General features: G+C 71.7%; 15 protein-coding genes. 4 read left to right on the top strand and 11 right to left on the bottom strand.

The annotated features are described in order from the left end of the window. Positions 1–9: 9 nt before the first annotated feature. The gene (locus N8J89_RS17495) at positions 10–471 is read right to left on the bottom strand and encodes a hypothetical protein (protein WP_283665420.1); all 462 of its coding nucleotides are present in this window, start codon (positions 469–471) and stop codon (positions 10–12) included. 144 nt (positions 472–615) lie between these two features. Here N8J89_RS17495 and N8J89_RS17490 point away from each other — a divergent pair, with 144 nt between their 5' ends. Then, the gene (locus tag N8J89_RS17490; RefSeq protein WP_283665419.1) at positions 616–1,644 is read left to right on the top strand and encodes a hypothetical protein; all 1,029 of its coding nucleotides are present in this window, start codon (positions 616–618) and stop codon (positions 1,642–1,644) included. Between the two features lie 21 nt (positions 1,645–1,665). Here N8J89_RS17490 and N8J89_RS17485 read toward each other — a convergent pair whose 3' ends face one another. The 9 genes from N8J89_RS17485 to N8J89_RS17445 all read right to left on the bottom strand — a co-directional run bounded on the left by N8J89_RS17485 (position 1,666) and on the right by N8J89_RS17445 (position 14,804). Then, positions 1,666–2,769 (bottom strand): SGNH/GDSL hydrolase family protein, encoded by a 1,104-nt coding sequence (locus tag N8J89_RS17485; RefSeq protein ID WP_283665418.1) that lies wholly within the window; start codon positions 2,767–2,769, stop codon positions 1,666–1,668. A gap of 64 nt (positions 2,770–2,833) precedes the next feature. Next, the gene (locus N8J89_RS17480) at positions 2,834–4,555 is read right to left on the bottom strand and encodes a cellulase family glycosylhydrolase (protein ID WP_283665417.1); all 1,722 of its coding nucleotides are present in this window, start codon (positions 4,553–4,555) and stop codon (positions 2,834–2,836) included. A gap of 35 nt (positions 4,556–4,590) precedes the next feature. Next, entirely contained in the window at positions 4,591–6,078 is a 1,488-nt protein-coding gene (locus tag N8J89_RS17475) for a glycoside hydrolase family 43 protein (protein ID WP_283665416.1), read from the bottom strand. Further along, complete coding sequence (locus N8J89_RS17470) at positions 6,075–8,069, bottom strand: beta-galactosidase (RefSeq protein WP_283665415.1); 1,995 nt, start codon at positions 8,067–8,069, stop codon at positions 6,075–6,077. The genes N8J89_RS17475 and N8J89_RS17470 overlap by 4 nt, the downstream gene beginning before the upstream one ends. Beyond that, on the bottom strand, positions 8,066–10,102 hold the full coding sequence (locus N8J89_RS17465; RefSeq protein ID WP_283665414.1) for a glycoside hydrolase family 31 protein: 2,037 nt from the start codon (positions 10,100–10,102) through the stop codon (positions 8,066–8,068). The genes N8J89_RS17470 and N8J89_RS17465 overlap by 4 nt, the downstream gene beginning before the upstream one ends. Positions 10,103–10,146: 44 nt before the next feature. Further along, entirely contained in the window at positions 10,147–11,184 is a 1,038-nt protein-coding gene (locus N8J89_RS17460; protein ID WP_283665413.1) for a LacI family DNA-binding transcriptional regulator, read from the bottom strand. Between the two features lie 25 nt (positions 11,185–11,209). Then, complete coding sequence (locus N8J89_RS17455) at positions 11,210–12,184, bottom strand: carbohydrate ABC transporter permease (RefSeq protein WP_283665412.1); 975 nt, start codon at positions 12,182–12,184, stop codon at positions 11,210–11,212. Continuing rightward, positions 12,181–13,041 (bottom strand): ABC transporter permease, encoded by an 861-nt coding sequence (locus N8J89_RS17450; protein WP_283665411.1) that lies wholly within the window; start codon positions 13,039–13,041, stop codon positions 12,181–12,183. The genes N8J89_RS17455 and N8J89_RS17450 overlap by 4 nt, the downstream gene beginning before the upstream one ends. An 80-nt stretch (positions 13,042–13,121) precedes the next feature. Next, the gene (locus N8J89_RS17445; protein WP_283665410.1) at positions 13,122–14,804 is read right to left on the bottom strand and encodes an ABC transporter substrate-binding protein; all 1,683 of its coding nucleotides are present in this window, start codon (positions 14,802–14,804) and stop codon (positions 13,122–13,124) included. A gap of 161 nt (positions 14,805–14,965) precedes the next feature. Between N8J89_RS17445 and N8J89_RS17440 the strand changes: the two genes are divergently transcribed. From N8J89_RS17440 to N8J89_RS17430, 3 genes are read left to right on the top strand one after another with little or no spacing between them, the layout of a single operon-like run. Beyond that, positions 14,966–17,812: a glycoside hydrolase family 3 protein gene (locus N8J89_RS17440; protein WP_283665409.1), complete on the top strand. Its 2,847-nt coding sequence runs from the start codon at positions 14,966–14,968 to the stop codon at positions 17,810–17,812. Between the two features lie 16 nt (positions 17,813–17,828). Continuing rightward, entirely contained in the window at positions 17,829–18,806 is a 978-nt protein-coding gene (locus tag N8J89_RS17435) for an acetylxylan esterase (RefSeq protein WP_283665408.1), read from the top strand. Positions 18,807–18,821: 15 nt separating this feature from the next. Continuing rightward, a complete protein-coding gene (locus N8J89_RS17430; protein ID WP_283665407.1) occupies positions 18,822–20,924 on the top strand; it encodes a beta-galactosidase in 2,103 nt (700 codons plus the stop codon). Here the strand turns inward: N8J89_RS17430 and N8J89_RS17425 are convergent. Further along, positions 20,911–21,837 carry a CE1 family esterase gene (locus N8J89_RS17425; protein WP_349497491.1) on the bottom strand — a complete coding sequence of 309 codons (927 nt, stop codon included), beginning with the start codon at positions 21,835–21,837 and terminating at the stop codon, positions 20,911–20,913. The genes N8J89_RS17430 and N8J89_RS17425 overlap by 14 nt on opposite strands. Positions 21,838–21,847 lie beyond the last annotated feature (10 nt).

Raw genomic sequence — 21,847 nt, 5'->3', positions numbered from 1 at the left:
GCGGGCGGTTCACCAGCGGCGGAGCCGGTGGCTGGCGTCGCGCCAGAACGACGGGAGCCGCACGCCGTCCTCGGTGCACAGGAACACACCGCCCGTGACCACCGCGCCGAGGCCGACGGCGTTGGTGAGCAGCCACAGCAGCATCGGCGACCCGCTCAGGTCGTCCGCCTGGTCCAGGGCGACCAGGGCGGAGGTGGCCACGGCGGCGATCACCGCACCCACCAGCAGCACCGCGAGCCAGCGCAGCTTCGCCCGCAGCCGCTGGGCCGGACTGAACACCCGCACCTCCAGGCGCGCGTCGCAGGAGCCGCACGCCACCGTGTCCACCACCACACCGGTGGCCGGCCTCGGCACCGGGATCTGGTGCAGTGAGTACCGGATCTTGTGCGTGGCGACGACGAGGTACTCGCGCTCCTCCTCGCTGTGCACGTGCGTCAGGCGAACCCGTGGGTACTCCCCGATCTTCGCCATCGCCTTGCCCTCGCACTCCGAGTCTTCCGGTGTCGCGGTCCACGCTAGGGCAGCCGGACCGGCGGGATCGCTCCACTGGCCTGTTCCTGTCAGGGGCGATATACGCTCCGCGGGAAGCTCAACCCACTGGGGAAGGACATCTTCGTGCGCATTCGACGTGCGTCCGTCGCGGGCACGCTCGCGCTGACCGCGCTGCTGGTCATCGGCGGCGCCACACCGGCCATGGCCGCGGCCACGCCTGCCGATCTGGGGGTGCTGCCCGGCACCGGCAGCTCGCACGCCACCGCGATCAACGACCACGGGGTCATCGTCGGCGAGTCAAGGAACAGCGACTACCGGCGGGCCGTGCGCTGGGAACGGGACGGCTCGATGACCGAGCTGGCCCGGCCGGAGGGGCGCAAGACCACGCAGGCCTGGGCGGTCAACAGCAGCGGGGTCGTGGTGGGTGACGCCCAGGACCCGGAGCTGGAGCGGCCGGTGCGCTGGGACGCCCAGGGCCGGGTCGAGGTGCTCACCCTGCCGGTCAACGAGCAGGGGAACAGCAGCGGTTACGCCGTCGGGGTCAACGACGACGGTGTGGTGGTCGGCCAGTCCTCCTACTACACCGAGGACAAGTGGTTCGAGCGCGGTCTGCGCTGGAGTCCCGACGGCGCGATGTCCATTTTGGACCCGCTGCCGGGGCACGAGCGGTCCCTGGTCCGCGCGGTCGGCGCGGACGGCACCGCGGTGGGTTCCTCCAACCTGGGCAACAACCAGGTCGCGGTCCGGTGGCTGCCGGACGGCACCGTCACGCCGCTGCCCGCGCTGCCGGGCCAGACCTCCAACCGCGCCGAGGCGGTCAACCGGCACGGGGTGATCGTCGGTCTCTCCGGCAGCAGGCCGGTGCGCTGGAACCTCGACGGCACCGTCACCGACCTCGGCCTGGTCCCCGGTGGCCGCGCGGGGATCGCCAACGACATCAACGACGACGGGCTGATCACCATCGAGTCGCGCTTCCACGAGCTCGGCGACAGCAGGGCCGTGCTGCGCGAGCTGGACGGCACCCTCACCGTGCTGCCGGTGCTGCACGATGAGGAGGCGGGGATCGCCGCCGGGGTGAACAACTCCGGCACGGTCGTCGGCCTCAGCGGCGACCCGCGCACCTTCAGCCGCGCGACCCGCTGGGACCGCTGAGCACGCGGCGCTGGACCGCCGTCACCAACCCAGGGGCAGCTTGGCCAGGTAGTTGGTGAGCAGGCCGGAGATCAGCCGGTGGTCGCGCTGGGAGAAGTGCCAGTCACAGCCGAGGCGGTCCAGCGCCGGGTCGTTGTAGAACCAGTGGCGGATCCGGTTGTCCCCCTTGCGGTTGCGCTCCTGCACGACCTGCCCGGTGGCGTCGGCGAAGGTGGTGGTGCTGGACACCGCGGTGGCGCTGACCACGATCGTGGTGCCGGGGCCGTAGCGGGCCCGCAGCTTGTCCAGGAACCCGTGGTAGGCGGACTTGTAGGCCGCGACCAGGCGTTCCGGGGTCCACTGCTCGCCGGGGTTGATCGCGGTGGAGAAGTCGTTGGCGCCCAGGCCGACCACGACCAGCTGCGGTCGCCAGGAGGGGTTGCGCCACACGTCACCGGGCACGTGTTGCAGCGCGCGGTCGTAGAAGGTGCGGTAGGTGATCTCCGGGGAACCGCCGTTGTAGTTGCGCACCATGCCCAGGCCGGACTGCGCGTTGACCTGGTAGTCGGCGTTGAGGGCGCGGGCGGTGAGCGCGCCGAAGCTCTGGTCGGTGTTGGTGTTGCGGCTGACGCCGCCGGTGGCCGAGCAGTCGCGCGAGGTGGACATGTTGCCGTAGCCCGCGGTCATCGAGTCGCCGATGAACTCGACCTGCCTGGCGCGCGCGGGCGGCTTTGCCAGGATCGCGCCGCCGGGCGCGGCCACGAAACCGCCGAACTCCCCCGCGGCCCAGGTGCTCTCGGTGCGCTTGACCAGCCGGACGCGGTGCGGGCCGTTGCTCAGGCCGCGCACCCAGTGCGTGGTCCGGCCCGGTGTCACCAGGGTGGCGACGGTCTTGCCGTCGACCTGCACCTCGTAGTCGTTCACCGTGTCGTTGAGCACGATGCCGACTCCGGTGCCGCGGAAGCGGCCTTCGAAGTAGACGCCGGGCCAGGTGTACTGCACGGAATTGGTGACCCGGCCCGCGGTGTGCGCCTGGTCCAGTGGCGCGGCCGCGGCAGCCGGGGCGCTGCTGAGGGTCGCGGTCAGCACGGCGGCGAGGGCCGTGGCTGCCGCTGATCGGTACCGGTGCATGCTGAGTTCCTCCATGGGTGTGCGGGTACGCGGGAAGCCCGGAGTGGGGCTCCCCGCGTACCACCGCGGCCTGGGTGGGTCAGGCCGTCGTGCCGGTGACCGTGCTGCCCGACTTGGTGACGTGGTAGGTCAGCTTGACGCCGCTCCAGTAGTGGAAGGTCAGCGTCACCCTGGCGTTGTCCTTGACCGCGGCGAAGAAGTCCGCGGTCAGGGTGGTGGCGTTGCCGGCGTAGTTGGGCGCGAACGCGCGGTCGTACTCCTTGAACGGGGTCCAGTCGTGCGGGCCCGCGTTGCTGCCGTCGTCGTACTTGGCCTCCATGGTGGCCAGCAGGTCACCGCGGAAGGTGGTCGGGATGGCGAAGGCGGCCGTGGTTCCGTTGGCAGCGGCCAGGATCGGCTGGTCGTGGGTGACGAGGTTGATCCGCCACGGCAGGCCGTTGGCGAAGCGGGCCGAGAGCACCGCGTTGACGCCGTACTCCCGTGATCCGCTCAGCCTGGTGATCGCCGAGGCGGTCAGGGTGAGCTGGTCCCCGGAGACGGTGTAGTCCCGGCCGCGCACCAGTTCGGTGTTGCCGTGGCGCAGCCCGGTGAACGAGGTTCCGTTGAGGTTCAACGTGATCGTCTTGGCGGTGACAGCGCTGGACCGGGCGCTGAACACCTGGTCGGTGGCGGCGGTGGCCGAGCGGGTCCGCCAGCTCGACTTGATCTGCGCCCACAGCTCGGGATCGCTCCACTGGAAGGAGTTGCGGCCCAGGTGCTGGCCGTTGTCCCACAGCATCGTGGTGATCTTGCGCTGGCGCGCGTGGTGGCCGAGGTACTCGAAGAACTTCAACTTCTCGCCCTGCTGGATGGTCCCGGTGTGCCGGTCGAAGCCGAGCAGGCCGTACTCGCCGAGGATCACCGGCACGCCGCGCGCGATGAAGGTGTTGTGCACCCGGTCGAAGGAGTCGGTGACGTCCTTCTGCGCGGTGGCGTCGAAGTGCGTGCCGCCCGCGACGTTCACGCTGAACGGCCAGTAGCCGTAGTAGTGCACGGTGGCGATCAGGTTGGGGTCGTTGAACCCGCGGATCGAGGCCGCCAGCTCGTCCAGCCGCGCCTGCTCGGAAGAGGTGTGCAGGGTGGGCAGCACGAGCAGGCGCCGGGCGTTGTTGCCGCCGGAGCGGCGCACGATGTCCCGGAAGGAGGCGTTGAGCTCGTGCAGCAGCTCGGCGTTCTGCGCCGCGCCCGAGCTGCCGGTGAACTGCGGCTCGTTGACGCTCTCCAGGGTCAGCCTGGTCGGGGAGAAACCCTTGAAGGCGGCGGCCAGCTGGATCCACAGCTTGTTGTAGCGGTTGAGCACACCGGCGCGGTCGGCCGGCATGGTCGAGATCCACTGCCAGGAGTCGTGGTGCAGGTTGGCCATCACGTAGAGGCCCTCGGCCAGCGCCCAGCCGACGACCTCCTTGACCCGGTCCAGGTAGGCAGGCTTGATCGGGTAGTCCGGCGCGGGCCCGGTGTGCTGGGTCCAGGTCACCGGGATGCGGATGCTCTTGAAGCCCTGCGCCTTCACGTTGCGCAGCAACGCCTGGGTGATCCGCGGGTTGCCCCAGGAGGTCTCGTCCTCGCCGGTGGAGTCCAGGGTGTTGCCCAGGTTCCAGCCGGGCTGCATCGCCGCCACGTGTGCCATCGCGTTGGCCGGTGCCTGTTCTTCGGCGCTGGCCCCGTTCGCCGTCACCAGGGTGAGGCTCGCGGCCAGGGTCGTGACCCCGGCCAGCAGTGCGCCGATCCGATGGCAGATCGAGCGGTTTCTGAGTAATCGCAACATGGAACCCTCACAATCTTCGTCGATTGGGATGGTCAGAGGTGGTCACCCGCGTAGTCGAACCAGTCGAAGCGCACGGTTCCCGCCGAGGCGTACATGCCGATGACCCGGCCGGTGAAGCCGCCCGCCACCTCGGTGGAGAGGTAGCGGCCGTCGAGCGTGCCCAGCACGGTGAAGCCGCCATCCGGCTCCACCAGGCCGAAGGAGAGGACGTCCGGCCCGGAACGGGCGTCCACGAGCTCCCGCGTGGCGTCCACCTCGATGCCCAGGACCAGGGGTCCGGCGGGCACCGGCCGGGAGGCCACCACCGTGCGCAGCTGGCCGATCCGGGCGAGCACCCGCACTTCTCCTGCGCCCGCCTCGATCTCGTAGTGGTGCCGCTCGTCGAAGCGGACCGCGAGGCCGCCGCTGCCGTCGGCGGGATCGATGAGCGCGCGCACCCGGCAGGAGAGGTGTTGCTGGCGGCGGCCGAGGAAGACCGCATCGAGCGCGTCCAGGGAACCGCCGCGGGCCCGCAGGGTCAGCCAGCCGAGCCGTTCCGTTGTGGTGCAGTGCGTTTCGAGGCGTTCGCGCGGGGACACCCAGTGCGGCCGCAGCTCGCCGGGGTCGAACTCGTCCAGGCCCGGCTCGGCGGGGAAGGGGTGCAGCGGCCAGGGCGGCGCAGGCAGAGCCGGAGCCAGGTCGCCGACCACGGGCCAGTCCTCGGTCCAGGTGACCGGGGCCAGGAAGGTCTCCCGGCCGAGCACGTGCCAGCCGGGGGTGCCGCCGCCGGGCCGCACGCCCAGCAGCACCATCCACCACGAGCCGTCGGGGCCCTGCACCAGGTCGGCGTGGCCGGTGTTCTGGATGGGCTCGTCGGTGCTGCGGTGGGTCAGGATCGGGTTGGCCGGGCAGGGCTCGAACGGGCCGTTGGGAGATGAGCTCCGAGCGATGGAGACCCCGTGGCCGCGTTCGGTGCCGCCCTCGGCGATGAGCAGGTACCAGTAGTCGCCGATCCGGTACAGGTGCGGCGCCTCCGGGGCCTTCGCGCCGGGGGTGCCGGACCACAGTTTCCGGGCTGGGCCGAAGGTTTCCCCGGTGTGCGGGTCGATGCGGTACTGGCTCACCCCGGCGACCGTGCACCAGCAGTTGCCCTCGGCGTCCCAGGCCAGGTCCGGGTCGATGCCCACGACATCGGGCAGCCACAACGGATCCGACCACGGACCGGCCGGATCCGTTGCGGTGCACAGCATGTTGCCGCCGCCCTCGCTCACGTTCGTCACGATCAGCCAGAACCGGCCGTCGTGGTGGCGCAGCGTGGGCGCGTAGATCCCGGCCGAGGACCACACGGTGGCCAGGTCCAGCTGGCTGGGCCGGTCCAGCGCGTTGCCGATCTGCCGCCAGTGCACCAGGTCCCGGCTGTGGAAGACGGGCACGCCGGGGAAGTACTCGAAGCTGGAGCACACCAGGTAGTAGTCCTCGTCAACCCGGCAGACGCTGGGATCGGGGTGCATGCCCGGGACCACCGGGTTGGTCAGGCTCACCCCTCGGCTCCTCTCCTGAGCACCGCGCAACCTCCGGGCGGCAGCTCCCGCACTTCTGTCCCGGTGAGCAGGTCGTGTGCGGCCGCGGGCAGCGGCACCGGCTCGGCGCGGTGGTTGAGCAGGAAGTGCCAGCGGCGGCCCTCCTCGGCGCGGCGGGTGACCGCCTCCACCCCCGGCGGCAGGTCCGGCAGGTCGGGACCCACGCCGGTCTCGGTCAGCAGCCGGGTGACCAGCGCGGCGTAGCCGGGGTCATCGAGGCGGGTGGACAGGTACCAGCCCTGGCCGAACTCGAAGCGGCGCCGGGTCAGCGCCGGGGCCCCGGCCAGCATGCCGTGGGTGTAGGCCAGCACCGGCTCCGCGCGCTCGGCGCGCAGCAGCTCACTCCAGGCGGTGGCCGTGGAGCCGTCGGAGAGCACGATCCGCTCGTCCCGGCCCAGCGGCCGGTGTTCCTCGACCCGGATGCCCAGCGTCTCCCGCAGCGGCGCGGCCGGGTAGCCGCCGAGCCGGGCGTGCATGCGCTCGTCGAGCACGCCGCTGAAGTGCTGGACCAGCAGCGTGCCGCCGTCGGCGACGTAACGGCGCAGGTTCACCGCCCCGGCCTCGGAGAGCAGGGCCAGCGCCGGGGCCAGCACCAGCCGGTAGCGGCTGAGGTCGGCTTCCGGATGCGCGAAGTCGGCGGTGACGCCCGCATCCCACAGCGCGCGGTGCGCCCGGCGCAGCGCCGCGTGGTAGTCCAGCTCGGGTGAGGGCAGCCCGTCGGACTCCAGCGCCCACCAGGCGTCGGAGTCGTGCAGCACGGCCACCTCGGCGGTGACCGTGGACCCGGCCAGCTCGGCCAGCCGGGCGACCGCCGCACCGGTCTCGGTCACCTCGCGGAAGATCCGGCTGTCCGGCCCGGCGTGCGGGACCATCGCCGAGTGCCACTGCTCCGCGCCGGCTTTGGACTGCCGCCACTGGAAGAACAGCGCGCCCTCCGAACCGCGCGCGATGTGGCCGAGGGAGTGCCGCAGGACCTCCCCCGGTTCCTTGTGCAGCGTCCGATCGCCCGCGTAGACGGTGTTGGTGCCCTGTTCCATCAGCAGCCAGGGCCGGCCACCGGCGAAGGAGCGGGCCCGGTCCGCGCCGAAGGCGGTGTCCGCGGCCGCGTCCAGGCCGGGCGCGGCCGGGTAGTGGTCGATGGCGACCAGGTCCACCTCCCGGCCCAGCGCCCACAGGTCCACGTTCTGGTAGCCGGGCAGCATCAGGTTGGTGGTCACCGGCCGGTCGCTGTGCGCGCGGATCGCCTCGCGCTGCTCGCGGTAGGCGGCGACCACCTCGTCGGAGAAGAAGCGGCGGAAGTCCAGTGCCTGCCCGGGGTTGTGGTGCCACTGGGTCGCCCGCGGCGGCAGCACCTGCTCCCAGCTGGTGTAGCGCTGGCTCCAGAACGCGGTGCCCCACGCCTCGTTGAGCGCTTCGAGGGAGCCGTGCCGGGCAACCAGCCACGCGCGGAAGGCGGCGGCGGTGTGCTCGCACCAGCACAGCGTCACGTACTCGTTGTGCACGTGCCACAGTGCCACCGCCGGGTGGTCGCCATAGCGTTGCGCGAGCGCGGAGGCGATCCGGCGGGCTGCCTCGCGGTAGGCCGGGGCGGCCAGGCAGTAGGTGTCCCGGCTGCCGTGCACCAGCCTGGTGCCGTCGGCGGAGACCGGCAGCGCGTCCGGGTGGGCCAGGGTGAACCACGGCGGCGGGGAGGCGGTCGGGGTGGCCAGGTCGACCGCGATCCCGTTGGCGTGCAAGCGGTCCAGGTGGGCGTCCAGCCCGCCGAAGTCGTAGCGGCCCTCCTCCGGTTCCAGTAGCGCCCAGGAGAACACGCCGACCGTGGCCAGGTTGACCCCGGCCCGGCGCATCAGCTCGTCGTCCTCCTGCCACACCGGCTCGTCCCACTGCTCGGGGTTGTAGTCCCCGCCGAAGGCGAGCCCGCCGAGCCGCTCGACCAGGCGACGGGTGCTCATGACTCCGCCAGCACCGGCAGCCGCGCGCCGTCGCGCAGGAACAGCGGGATGCGCTCGATCGGGGCCGCCACGGTCACCGTCTGCCCGCCCTGGTGCTCCTGTCCGGTCCACGCGTCGGTCCACCGCGCGCCCGCGGGCAGGTGCACGGCGCGCTCGCGGGCTCCCGCCTCGGTGACGGGGGCGACGAGCAGGTCGGGGCCGAGCAGGAACTCGTCCTCGACCAGCCAGGACCGCGGATCCTCCGGGAACTCCAGGAACAGCGGCCGCATCGGCGGCAGACCGGTCTCCGCGGCGGTGCGCATCTGGCGCATCACGTACGGGCGCAGGCGTTCCCGCAGCCGCAGGTGCTCGGCCAGGATCGGATACGCCTCCTCGCCGTAGGACCAGATCTCGTTGGCCAGCCCGGTCATCGCGGGCTCCAGCATCTGTTCGGAGCCGCGGAAGCCGTGCAGCCGGAACAGCGGGCAGAAGGTCCCGTACTGGAACCAGCGCACCAGCACCTCGCGGTAGGCGGGATCGTCCGGGTCGCCGCCGTGGAAGCCACCGATGTCCGTGGTCCACCACGGGATTCCGGACATCATCACGTTCAGCCCGGCCTTGATCTGGGTGCGCAGCGAGGCGAAGTCGGTGGCGATGTCGCCGGACCACAGCGCCGCGCCGTAGCGCTGCGCGCCGGCCCAGGTGGAGCGGTTGAGCGAGATGATCTCGTGCTCCCCTGCCGCGCGCAGGCCGTCGTGCACCATGCGGGCGTTCTCGCGGGGGTAGAGGTTGCCGACCTCCAGGCCGGGCCCGGCGTGGTAGCGCAGGCCGTTCTGGTGACCGGGCTTGAGCTCCGGTTCGCCCGCGTCCAGCCAGAAGACCGTGATGCCGAGCTCCTGGTAGTGCTGCCGCAGCCGCTCCCAGACGAACTCGCGGGCCTCCGGGTTGGTGGCGTCGTAGAAGGCGACCTGGGCGGAGTAGGCGCCCAGGCCCTTGTCCGGCCAGTCGGCGTGCGCCATCGGCCCGTACTCGGTGCCGATGAACAGGCCCGCATCCAGCATGGCGTGGTAGTTCTCGCTGGCCGGGCTGACCGAGGGCCAGACCGAGACCATCAGCTTGACGCCCATCTCGTCCAGCTCGCGGACCATGCCCGCCGGGTCCGGCCACTCGGCCGGGTCGAACCGCCACTCGCCGAGATGGGTCCAGTGGAAGAAGTCGCAGACGATCACCGACAGCGGCAGCCCGCGCCGCCGGTGCTCGCGGGCGACCTCCAGCAGCTCCTCCTGGGTGCGGTAGCGCAGCTTGCACTGCCAGAAACCCGAGGCCCACTCGGGCAGTTCGGGCGCGTGACCGGTGGCGTCGGCGTAGCGGCGCAGCACCTCGGCGGGCTGACCGGCGGTGATCCAGTAGTCGATCTGGCGGGCGCTGTCGGCCACCCAGCGGGTGCCGGTCTCCGCCAGCTCGACGCGGCCGATGGCCGGTGAGTTCCACAGCAGGCCGTAGCCCCGGTTGGAGACCAGCACCGGGATGGTGACCTCGCCGTTGCGCTGCACCAGGTCGACCACCGCGCCCTTCTGGTTGAACAGGCCGTGGGTGTGCTGGCCGAGGCCGTGCAGCCGTTCCCCCGGGTAGGCGCGGAAACGCTGCTCCAGCCGGTGGTAGCCGTTGCCGGTGGCGGTGGCCAGCCGCGGCCCCGGCCACCAGAAGTGGGCGGGCTGCTCGGCGAGCAGCTCGCTGCCGTCGGCGCTGCGCAGGAAGGTCAGCCGGCCCGCGGTCGGGGACAGCTCCGGGGTGAGCAGGCCCTCGCTGTCGGCGTCGATCCGGACCGTGATCTCGCCGTTGACCAGGACCGCGTGGTGCTCGGCGATGGTGATCTCCGCCTTGCCGCCCTCCGGCGGCGCCTCCAGCAGCGCGCCGGGTAGATCTTCCAGCAGCGGTCCGCCTGGGGTGGCCCTGACCCGGACGGCGTCCGGGCCCCACGCCTGCACGCGCAGGGTCTCGCCTTTGGCGCGCCATTCCAGGGCGTCGCCGAGGTCTCGGAAGTGCGGGGACATGCGGCGCTCCTCGCGCTCGGGGATGGTGGGGTTCAGCGGTGGCGTCACGGATGTGCGGCCAGTCGTGGTGCGGGACCGGTGCTCTCCCGGACGGTCAGGACCGGGTCCAGCAGCACCAGCTCGTCCTGCGGTGGCGCCTCGCGGGTGGCCGTGGCCAGCCTGCTCATCAGCTGCTCGACGGCCACCCGGCCGAGCTCCTTGGCCGGGCCGGTCACCGCGGTGAGCCGGGGCGCGTACTGCTCGACGAGCTGTTCGGGGCAGAGCGCGATGACCGAGGCGTCCTCGGGCACCGTGCGCCCGCTGGAGCGCAGCAGGCTCAGCAGCGGGCCGATCGCGCCCTCGTTCTGCACCACGAAACCGGTGGTGCCCGGCCGGTCGGCCAGCACGCGGGTGAGCGCGCCCGCGGTGCTCTCGTAGGTGCCCTCGCAGGAACGGTGCACGAACCGCAGCCCGCGCTGCTCCGCGCGTTCGCGGAAGCCGGTGAGCGTGCGCTCGGCGTACCCGGCGTGCCGGTGGTAGACGCCGGAGCCGTAGCCGATGAAGGCGACCTCCCGGTGGCCCAGCTCCGCCAGGTGGTCGGCGCACAGCGCGCCTGCCGAGGCGAAGTCGTGGTCCACACAGGACAGTCCGCGCGGGTCGTCCGGCAGCCCGATGAGCGCGGCCTGGGCGCCCAGCTCGCGCAGCGCGGGCACCCGCTCGTCGGCCAGCTCGACGTCCATCAGGATCACGCCGTCGGCCAGTCCGCTGCCCACGATCCGGCGCACCCCGTCGGGTCCTTCGTCGTTGGTCACCAGCAGCACGTCGTACCCGTGCTGCCGGGCCGACATGGTGACCGAGACGGCGATCTCCATCATGATCGGCACGTAGACGTCGGTGCGCAGCGGCACCACCAGGGCGATGATGTGCGAGCGGCGACCGGCCAGTGCCCGCGCGCCCGCGTTGGGGTGGTAGCCCAGCTCGGTCACCGAGCGCTCGACACGGCGCCTGGTCTCCGCGGAGACCGAGCGCTTGCCGCTGAGCACGTAGCTGACCGTGCTGGCCGACACGCCCGCGTGCCTGGCCACATCGGCGATTGTCGCCATGGTCGGGTGTTCCTGCTTCCTGGGCTCAGCCCTTGATCGCGCCGGTGAGCACACCGGTGCGGAAGTGCTTCTGCACGAAGGGGTAGACGATCAGCAGCGGCACCAGGGTCAGCACCACCACCGCCATCTGCAGCGACAGCGGCGCGGTCTGGGCGAACTGGGTGCCGAAGCCCGCGTTGACCGAGCCGGGTAGTCCGTTGCCCCGGTTGACGTAGGTGAACAGCACGTACTGCAGCGGCCACTTCTCCGCGTCGGTGGGCATGTACAACATCACGTTGAAGAAGGAGTTCCAGTAGCCGACGCCGTAGAACAGCGCCATCACCGCGGTCACCGCGCGCGAGGTGGGCAGCACGATGGACCACAGGATCCGCCACTCCCCCGCGCCGTCGATCCGGGCGGCCTCGATCAGGTCGGCGGAGGTCGAGGAGTAGAAGGAGCGCAGGATGAGGATGTTGAACACCGACACCGCGCTGGGCAGGATCAGCGCCCACCACTCGCCGTAGCCACCGAGCCCGGTGACCACCAGGAAGGTCGGGATCAGGCCGCCGCTGACGAACATGGTGACGATCAGCAGGATGAGCACGAAGCGGTGGCCGAACGAACCGGACCTGGACAGGCCGTAGGCGCACAGGATCGACACCACCAGCGAGACCACCGTGCCGACCGCGGTGATGCCGAGGCTCACCACCAGCGCCGATCGCACGGTCGGGTCCTCCAGCATCACCCGGTACGCCTCGACGGTCAGGCCGTCCGGCCAGAGCACCAGGCCGCCCGCGCGGTTGACCGCGGCCTGGGTGGACAGGCTGGTCACCACGATGATCCACAGCGGCACCAGCATGACCAGCATCAGCCCGCCGAGGGTCAGGCCCTTGGCGGTCTGGCCGACGGCCGTCGGCGGCTCCTCCCACGGCGGGCGGGCAGACCGCTTCTTCCGACGCGGCGCCGATCCGGTCGCGCCCGCGTTCCCCCGCGTGCGTTCGATCGTGAGTGTGTTGGTCATTTCCGGTACAACCCGTCTTCACCGAAGGCGTGCGCCAGCTTGTTCGCGCCCCAGATGAGCAGCAGCGAGATGACGCTCTTGAACAGGCCCGCGGCCGCGCCGTAGCTGTAGTTGCCGGTGGCGATGCCGTAGTAGAAGGCGAAGGTGTCCAGCACGTCCGCCGCGTCGTGGCCGACCGCGTCCCGCTGGACCAGGAACTGCTCGAACCCGACGGTCAGCGCGTTTCCCAGGCGCAGCACCAGCATCAGCACGATCACCCCGCGCAGGCCGGGCAGCGTGATGTGCCACATCCGGCGCCAGCGACTGGCGCCGTCGGCCGCGGCCGCCTCGTACAGGTCGGTGTTGATGGCGGCCAGCGCGGCCAGGAAGACGATGATCCCCCAGCCGGCCTCCTTCCAGATCGCCTGCGAGGTGACCAGGAGCGCGAAGGTGTCCGGGTTGGTCATGATGTCCCAGGTGCCGATGTCGTTGCCGCGCAAGAACTGGTTGAGCGCGCCTACCCCGCCGAGCATCTGCTGGAAGATCGTGACGGCCAGCACCCAGGAGAAGAAGTGCGGCAGGTAGACCACGGCCTGGATGAAGTTGCGCAGCCGTTGCGACAGCAGCGAGTTGAGCAGCATCGCCAGCGCGATCGGCACCGGGAAGAACAGCGCCAGCTGGACGAAGCTGAGGTAGAGCGTGTTCTGCAGCGCGCCCCAGAACAGCGGGTCGCCGAAGAGCCGCTGGAACTGCTCGAACCCGACCCATTCGCTGGCCCAGACCCCGGCCAGCGGGTCGTACTCCTGGAAGGCGGTGACGATGCCGAACAGTGGCACGTAGTTGAAGACCAGCAGCAGGAGCACCGCGGGCACCGTCATCAGCAGCAGGGACCGGTCCCGCCGCAGCCGGACCCGCCAACTCAGCCTCGGTCGTGCCGTGGGGGGCGCTGGTGGCGTGCTCACTGCCCGGTGCCGAACTTCTGCAGCACGTTCTCGGTCATCCACTGGGTCAGCCGGTCCCCGCCGCCGGTGGACTTCCAGCTGGCGATGGCGGCCTGCACGTCGGCGACCTTCTTCTTGCCGTGGTAGCAGTCCTTGACGGTGTCCTCCACCGACTGCGCGGCCAGTGCCGAGGCCTGCGCCTGCGGCATGCTGAAGTTCATGTTCCAGAACACCGGTTTGGCCAGGGCCTGCATGTTGGCGGCCTGCCAGCTGGTGTAGTCCCTGGTGACGACCTCCCCGCCGGGGTTGCTGATCACCGAGGCCGGGGTGGCCAGGAACGGGTAGGTCTGCGCCTGGACCATCTTCTTGCCCTCGTCGGTGAACGTGGGCACCCCGTTGGCCATCGTGTGGTGCGTGCCCTCGACCCCGAAGTTGACCATCGTGTACTCGGCCGACCCGTACGGCGCGGCCAGGTAGTTCGCCACCGCCAGCAGCTCTTCGATCTGCTCGGGCTTGAGGTTGATGTTGAGGTAGCTGACCAGGTTGGTGGAGGGGCCCTGGTAGACCACCGGCTTGCTCTTGCCGTCGGCGGCGAAGAAGTTGAACGCCCCGCGCCGGTAGTCCCGGTTCGCCGCGCCGCCCGCCTGGTGGTCGGTGAGGTTCCACGCGCCCTGCCCGCCGCCCTGGATCAGCGTCTTCCCGGCGTAGAAGCGGGTGACCGCGTCGACGTTGTTACCAGCCAGCGCGTCGGGGTGCAGGTAGCCGGAGGTGGCCAGCCGGTGGTTCCAGTTGAGCGCCTCCAGGTACTCCGGCGTCTCGTAGGCGTGCACCAGCTTTCCGTTGTCCACCCGCCACTTCAGCGGCGCGCCGAAGGAGGTGTAGATGTAGGTCCACACGTCGTCGAAGGCCCACACGCCGCGCTTGGCGTCGGTCAGCTCCTTGCCCAGGCTCATCAGGTCCTCGGCAGACTTGACCTCATCGGCACGGATGCCCCTGGCCTCGAACACGTCGCGCCGGTAGTAGATCAGGCCCGCGACCTGGAAGCCGGTGGAGAAGGAGGGGATCCCGTACAGCTTGTCGCCCCAGACGCCGGTCCGCCAGGCGCCCGGGGACAGGGCCGCGAGGTTGGGGTACTTCTTGATGTTGTCGCCGGAGAGGTAGGGCGTCAGGTCCGCCAGCTGCGTGCCGGCCAGCCCGCCGACGTTGAAGTTCGGGTTCCACCAGGCGGGCAGCTGGATCCAGTCGGGCAGCTTCTTGGCCGCGGTCATGGTCGGGACCATGGTGGCGTAGTTGTTGCCGTCCGCCGGCCGCATGGTCAGCTCGACGCCCAGCGCCTTGTGCATGGCCTGGTAGAAGGAGTTCCCGGCCGGCGGCACGGTGCCCCACAGCGGCGTGACCGCGGAGTACTTGCCGCCCTTGCCCGGCACCCCGCTCACGGTGGCGACCCGGTTGGCCGGGTAGCTGAGGAAGCCGGGGTCGGTGAAGGTGTCCGGGCCGCCGATCACCGAGGGGATGTCCGGCTTGATCGCGGTGTGCGGCACGTGGGCGGGCAGCGCGGCCTTGAGACCGGCGTCGGTGTTGGTGCCGGCCCGCTGCTGCGGGCCGCCGCCGCAGGCCGACAGCAGCGGGCCGGCCGCGATGGCTCCCGCGACCGAGGCGGCGGCGGTTAAGAAGTTCCTGCGGTTGATCTCGATACCCATGACGGAACCGGTCCTTCGTCATTGAAGTGCGTCGAAGCGCTTAAACGGATTGGGGGGAGAGTAATGACTTGACACCGTCGTAACAAGACGTTGACAGGCAAAACCCCTGCATGCCAATGTCGAAGCGCTTCAACACAGCATCTGACCTGAGGGGTTGCTCCGTGAGTTCTGAGTCCGCCTACGCCATTGAGCGGCTGCCGTTCCGCGACCCCGCGCGCCCCACGCGCGAGCGCGTCGAGGACCTGCTCGGCAGGCTCACCCTCGACGAGCGGATCGCGATGCTGCACCAGTACGCGCCCGCCGTGCCCCGCCTGGGCCTTGGCGCGTTCCGGACCGGGTCCGAGGCCCTGCACGGGGTCGCCTGGATCGGGCAGGCCACCGTCTTCCCGCAGGCGGTGGGGCTGGGCGCGAGCTGGGACGAGGAGCTGGTGCGCCGGGTGGCCGAGGCGACCTCGGTCGAGCTGCGGGCCTTCCACCACCACCGCGAACCGGCCATCGGCACCGGCCCGCACAGCCTGCAGGCGTGGGCGCCGGTGCTGAACCTGCTGCGCGACCCGCGCTGGGGGCGCAACGAGGAGGGCTACTCCGAGGACCCGGCGCACACCGCGCGCGTCGGGCTGGCCTTCTGCCAGGGCCTGGCCGGGGACCACCCGCGCTTCCTGCGCGCGGCGCCGGTGCTCAAGCACTTCCTGGCCTACAACAACGAGGACGACCGCTGCGTCACCTCCTCCGCTCTGCGCCCCCGGGTGCTGCACGAGTACGACCTGGCCGCCTTCCGCCCCGTGGTCGCCGCGGGCGCGGCCACCGGCGCGATGGCCGGCTACAACCTGGTCAACGGCCGCCCCTGCCACGTCAGCCCGCTGATCAACGAGGAGCTGCGGCGCTGGGCCGAGCCGACCGGGCACGAGCTGTTCGTGGTCAGCGACGCCGAGGCGCCGTCGAACCTGGTCGACCCCGAGCACTACTTCGACGACCACGCCGAGTCGCACGCCGCCGCGCTCAAGGCCGGCATCGACAGCTTCACCGACCACGGCGAGGACAGCGCCACCCCGGTCGGACGGCTGCGCGCGGCACTGGAGCGCGGCCTGCTCGAGGAGGCCGACGTGGACCGCGCGGTCCGGCGGCAGCTGGAGATCCGCTTCCGGCTCGGCGAGTTCGACCCCGAGCTGGACCCCTACGCCGCCATCGGCCCCGAGGTCATCAACTGCCCCGCGCACCAGGCGCTCGCGCTGCGGGCCGCCACCGAGTCGACGGTGTTGTTGCGCAACAACGGTGTGCTGCCGCTGGACGCGACCAAGGCGCGGCGGATCGCGGTGGTCGGCCCGCTGGCCGACGTGCTGTGCGAGGACTGGTACAGCGGCACCCTGCCCTACGCGGTCACGGTCGCCGACGGCCTGCGGGCGGCGCTGGCCGGGCACGGCGGCGAGGTGGTCGTGGCCGACGGCGCGGACCGGATCGCGTTGCGCGCCAACACGACCGGCGAGGTGCTGGGCAAGACCGCCTTCGACGTGCTGGACTGGGGCGACGGGGTGCTGACCCTGCGCTCCGCGGACACCGGGCGCTACCTGAGCCTCAAGGACGGCGACACGCTCGCCGCCGACCAGGACGTGATCAAGACCTGGGAGGTACGCGAGACCTTCCGGCTGGAACCCGCGGGCGCGGACACCGTGCTGCTGCGCAACGTCCTCACCGGCCGCTACGCCGTGGTCGATCCGGTCGACGGCCGGGTGAGCGTCACCGCCGAGAACCCGGCGGAGGCCGAGCGCTGGCAGCGCGAGCTGCTGCGCGACGGCGCGGCCGAGGCACTGGCCGCCGCCGGGACGGCCGACGCCGCGGTGGTCGTGCTCGGCAACCACCCCCTCATCCACGGCCGGGAAACCGAGGACCGCAAGGGCATCGCGCTGCCCGAGGCCCAGGAGTCGTTGCTGCGCAAGGTTTCGGTGGTCCGGCCGGAGACCGCGCTGGTCGTGATGAGCAGCTACCCCTACGCCCTGGACTGGGCCGATGAGCACCTGCCCGCCGTGGTGTGGACCTCCCACGGCGGGCAGGAGTCAGGCCACGCGCTGGCCGCCGTGCTGCTCGGCACGGCCGAGCCCAGCGGACGGCTGCCGCAGACCTGGTACCGCGGCGGGGACGAGCTGCCGCACCCGCTGGACTACGACATCATCAAGGCTGGCTGGACCTACCAGTACCACCGGGCCGCGCCGCTGTACCCCTTCGGCCACGGCCTGTCCTACACCGAGTTCACCTACCAGGACCTGAAGCTGTCCTCGGACACCGTGGCCCAGGACGGTTCGGTCGAGGTCTCGGTGACGCTGACCAACACCGGCGCCCGGACGGGCTGCGAGGTGGTCCAGCTCTACGTGCAGGCGCTGGATGCCCGGTACCAGGCGCCCCGGCTGCGGCTGGCCGACTTCGCCAAGGTCTGGCTGGTGCCCGGCGAGAGCGAGGAGCTGACCTTCTGGCTGCCCGCCGAGGCGCTGGCGCACTGGGACGTCACCACTGGCGCCTTCGCCGTCGACCCCGGCGGGTACCGGGTGCTGATCGGCCGCTCCGCCGAGCACGTGGTGCTCGTCGCGCCGCTCACCGTGACCGGCACGGCCCCGGCCTGCCGGGCGGGCGTGGACCGGCGCATCGCGGCCGTCGACTTCGACGACTACGCGGGCATCGCCCTCATCGACGCCACCCGCACCACCGGCGACGCGGTCACCCCGGCGGACCCGGCGGAGCCCGCGACGCTGTGGTTCCGCTCCGTCGACCTCTCCGGCGCCTGCCGGGTGGAGGCCGAGGTCTCGCGGACGGAGGACGACCCGGGCGAGGCCCGGCTGGAGTTCCGGGCCGCCGACCGGCTGCTGGCCTGGATCACGGTGCCGGTCACCGGCGGCCGCTACGCCTGGACGAACACCGCGGCCGACCTCCCGGCGGTACTGGAGGGTGTGCACGACCTGCAAGTGTTGCTGCACGGCGATTTCCGGCTCTCCGCCTTCCGCTTCAGCCCGCAGGCCTGAGACCGGGGGAACCGCCATGCCCTTGACCGACCTCGCGCTCGACGAGCTCACCCGCTATCGCCCGGAATCCCTGCCACCACCGGACTTCGACGCCTTCTGGGACCGGACCCTGGCCGATGCGCGGGCCTGCGGCGGGGCGGTGAGGGCCGACCGGGTCACCGAGGAGCACCTGCTGCGCACCGTCGAGGTGGACGACGTGCGCTTCCCCGGCTGGCAGGGTGAACCGGTGGCTGCCTGGCTGCTGCGGCCCCGGGAGGCCGAAGGTCCACTGCCCGTTGTGGTCAGCTACATCGGCTACACCGGTGGACGGGGCCTGCCCACCGACCACCTCCTGTGGTCCGCCGCCGGGTACGCCCAGCTCGTCGTGGACAGCCGCGGCCAGGGCCACGACACCCCGGACCCCGATCCCGGCGGCGGCACCCAGTGGGCCAAGGGTTTCCTGACCCGCGGCATCGACTCCCCCGAGCACTACTACTACCGGCGGCTGATCACCGACTGCGTCCGCGCGGTGGACGCGGTCGGCGAGCTGCCCGGCCTCGACCCGGCGCGGGTGATCGTCGCCGGTGGCAGCCAGGGCGGCGGCCTCGCCCTCGCGGTCGCGGGCCTGGCGCGGGTGGCGGCCGTGCTACCGGATGTGCCGTTCCTGTGCCATTTACGCCGCGCGGCGGAGAGCAGCGGCGACGGTCCCTACCAGGAGCTCGCGGAGTACCTGCGCTGGCACAGCAGGCACAATGTCGAGCCCGCTTTCACCACCCTGTCCTACTTCGACGGCGTGCACTTCGCCCAGCGGGCCACCGCGCCGGCGCTGTTCAGCGTCGGGCTGATGGACCCGATCTGCCCGCCATCCACCGTCTACGCCGCCTTCAACCACTACGCGGGCGCGGACCGCGGCATGACCGTGTGGCCCTTCGCCGACCACGGCGGCGGCTACGGCTCCAACCCGGCCGTGCAGCTGGCCTGGTTGCGCGAACGCGGCCTGGTCCCGCCCCGCTGACAGGAGGTTCCACCCATGGCGGTCCTGCCGCCCCGCGTCCTCTTCGGCGCGGCCTACTACCACGAGTACCAGCCGCACGACCGGCTCAGGACCGACCTGGACCTGATGGCGGAGGCGGGTTTCACCGTCATCCGGGTCGGCGAGTCGGTGTGGTCGACCTGGGAGCCGGAGAACGGGAGGTTCGACCTGGACTGGCTCCAGCCGGTGCTCGACGGCGCACACGAACGCGACATCGCCGTCATCCTGGGCACCCCGACCTACGCGGTGCCGCCGTGGCTGGCCCGGCAGTACCCGGAGATCGCCGGGGAAAGCGCCACCGGGCAGCGGGTCGGCTGGGGCGCGCGGCAGGAGGCCGACTTCACCCATCCCGCCTTCCGGCACCACGCCGAGCGGGTCGTCCGCAAGATCCTCGCCCGGTACGCCGGGCATCCGGCCGTCATCGGGTTCCAGGTGGACAACGAGCCCGGGGTGCACCTGCTGCACAACCACGGTGTCTTCCAGCGTTTCCTGGACCACCTGCGCACCACCTACGGCGACGTGCAGACGCTCAACCGCGAGTGGGGCCTGGTGTACTGGTCGCACCGGCTGACCACCTGGGCCGACCTGTGGACGCCCGACGGCAACGCGCAGCCGCAGTACGACCTCGCCTGGCGGGACTTCCAGGCCCGCCAGACCACCGAGTTCATCGCCTGGCAGGCCGGGATCGTGCGCGAGCACGCCCGCGCGGAGCAGTTCGTCACCACCTGCCTGCACTACCCCCGTCCCGCGCTGGAGGACCACGAGGTGAACCGCGAGCTGGACGTCACCGCGGGCAACCCGTACTACGAGATGCAGGACGCGCTCGCCCTCCCGGACCCCGCGCCGGAGCGCGAGCAGGGCTGGCAGGCCGTCGGCGTGTGGGCGCTGTTCCAGGCCGCGGACCGGATGTTCTCCTCCCGCCAGGAACCGTTCCTGGTCACCGAGACCAACGCCGGCAACATCGGCCCGGCGTGGGACAACCGGCCCGCCTACGACGGCCAGTGGCGGCAGGCCGCCTGGGCCATGGTCGCCCGCGGCGCGCGGATGATCGAGTACTGGCACTGGCACACGCTGCACTTCGGCGCGGAGACCTACTGGGGCGGCGTGCTGCCGCACAGTGGCCGGCCGGGCCGGGTCTACGCCGAGGTGGCCAGGCTGGGCACCGAGCTGGGCATCGCCGGGACGACCGTGGTCGGCATCGAACCGGACGCCGACCTCACCCTGGTCCACTCGAACCAGAGCAAGTGGCACCTGGAGAAGTATCCTCCACTGTCCACATCGGACGGAGAGCCGGACGCGGGCGCCTACGACCGGATCTTCGACAGCTTCTACCGGGGCGCCTTCGACGCCCGCCGCCAGGCGCGCATCACGCACGTCCGCCAGCTGCTGGAGACGCCCTCGCCAGAGGAGGCGGTCGGGCGGCACCCCGTGCTGGTCGTCCCGGCGCTGCACATCGCCGAGGACGCGACTCTCGACTGGCTGGCCGCCTACGCCGAGGCCGGCGGGCACCTGGTCATCGGCCCGCGCACCGGCTACGCCGACCACGAGGCCAGGGCCCGGCCCGAGCCCGCGCCTGGCCGGCTGGTCGAGGCCGCCGGTGTCCGGTACGAGGAGTACAGCAACCTGGCGCGGGACCTCCCGGTGCGCACCGCCCCGGGCGCACCGTTCGAGCTGCCCGCGCAGGCCACCGCCACCCGCTGGCTGGAGGGGCTCACCGTGCTGGACGCCGAGGTGCTGGTCGGCTACGACCACCCGCACTTCGGGCGCTGGGCCGCGGTCACCACCCGCCGCCACGGCCTGGGCCGCGTCACCTGCGTCGGCACAGTGCCCGGACGTGACCTCGCCCGGGCACTGGCCGAGTGGCTGGCGCCCGCACCGCGCGGCGGGTGGACGGACCTGCCCCCGTCGGTCACCGCGACCACCGGCACCTCAGCCGAGGGCGACCGGGTGCACGTGGTGCACAACTGGAGCTGGGAGCGGGTCCAGGTCACCGCGCCGGTCGCGCTGACCGACCTGCTGGGTGGCGGGTCCAGCCCGGCCGGTACCCCGGTTCACCTGGGCAGCTGGGACGTGCGGGTGTTCACCGTCAGCGCTGGGTGAAGAACCGCCACACCTCGTTCTTCACCCAGCTCCTCGCACCGCTCTCACACCCGGCGCACCCGTCGACGGGTCCCTGTTGGTGCCCGCCGTCAAAAGCGGCCCACACCACCGGGAACCCGGCCCGGCAACCCGAGTAGGCGGTGGTGATGTGGGTCCGGCTGCCCCGCGCGGGCTCACGCGGGTTCTGCGCGGTGCAGCCGTTGTTGCGGACGAACCGGTCCCGCAGCCCACGGCCCGCGCCGATGTTGTCGTTGATGCCGTGGATGCCCATGTAGGCGAAGGGCTGGTTGCCCCCGGCGCACCCGCTGATCTGCCCTGGCGTGGCGATGGCCGCGACCGCGCGGAAGACGTTCGGCCGGGAGCAGGCGAGGGAGTAGCTCATCGCGCCACCCCAGCTGAAGCCCAGGGCGAAGCGCTGGCCCGGATCGACGCAGAGGCCGTCCTCGATCCGCTTGATCATGTTGTCGACGAAGGTCACGTCCTCGCCGCCCGCGTTGCCCCAGCCGCCGCCAAGGCCCTGTGGCGCCACGAAGATCGCGCTGTTGTCGGCCAGCCGCCGGAGCCCGTAGTGGGCGTAGACATCGCCGTCGCTGCCGCCGCCTGCGACCTGCTGGGCGGTGCCGCCCCGCCAGTGGAAGCCGAAGACCAGCCGGTAGCGGCGGTTCTGGTCGTAGTTGCCGGGGATGCTCAGGATGAAGCTGCGGTTCTTGCCGCCGCTCTGGATCGTGTGCGTCCCGTTCTGGAGTGTCGGCGGCCTGCCGCAGGCGGCGGGGGCCGCCTGGCCCTCGGCCGCCGCCACACCGGTGTCGGCGGTGACCCCGGCACCGGCGAAGGCCAGTGCGGCGGCGGCGAGCAGCGCCCACCGTCGTCGGCCGGATAGGCGGCGGGGCCGTTGTCCTGCTGAGTTGGACATCGTTGTCTCC

The organism is Crossiella sp. CA-258035 (assembly GCF_030064675.1).
GTDB lineage: Bacteria > Actinomycetota > Actinomycetes > Mycobacteriales > Pseudonocardiaceae > Crossiella.
Note: the sequence above shows the minus strand (reverse complement) of the source record. Positions and strands in the feature narration are given on the sequence as shown.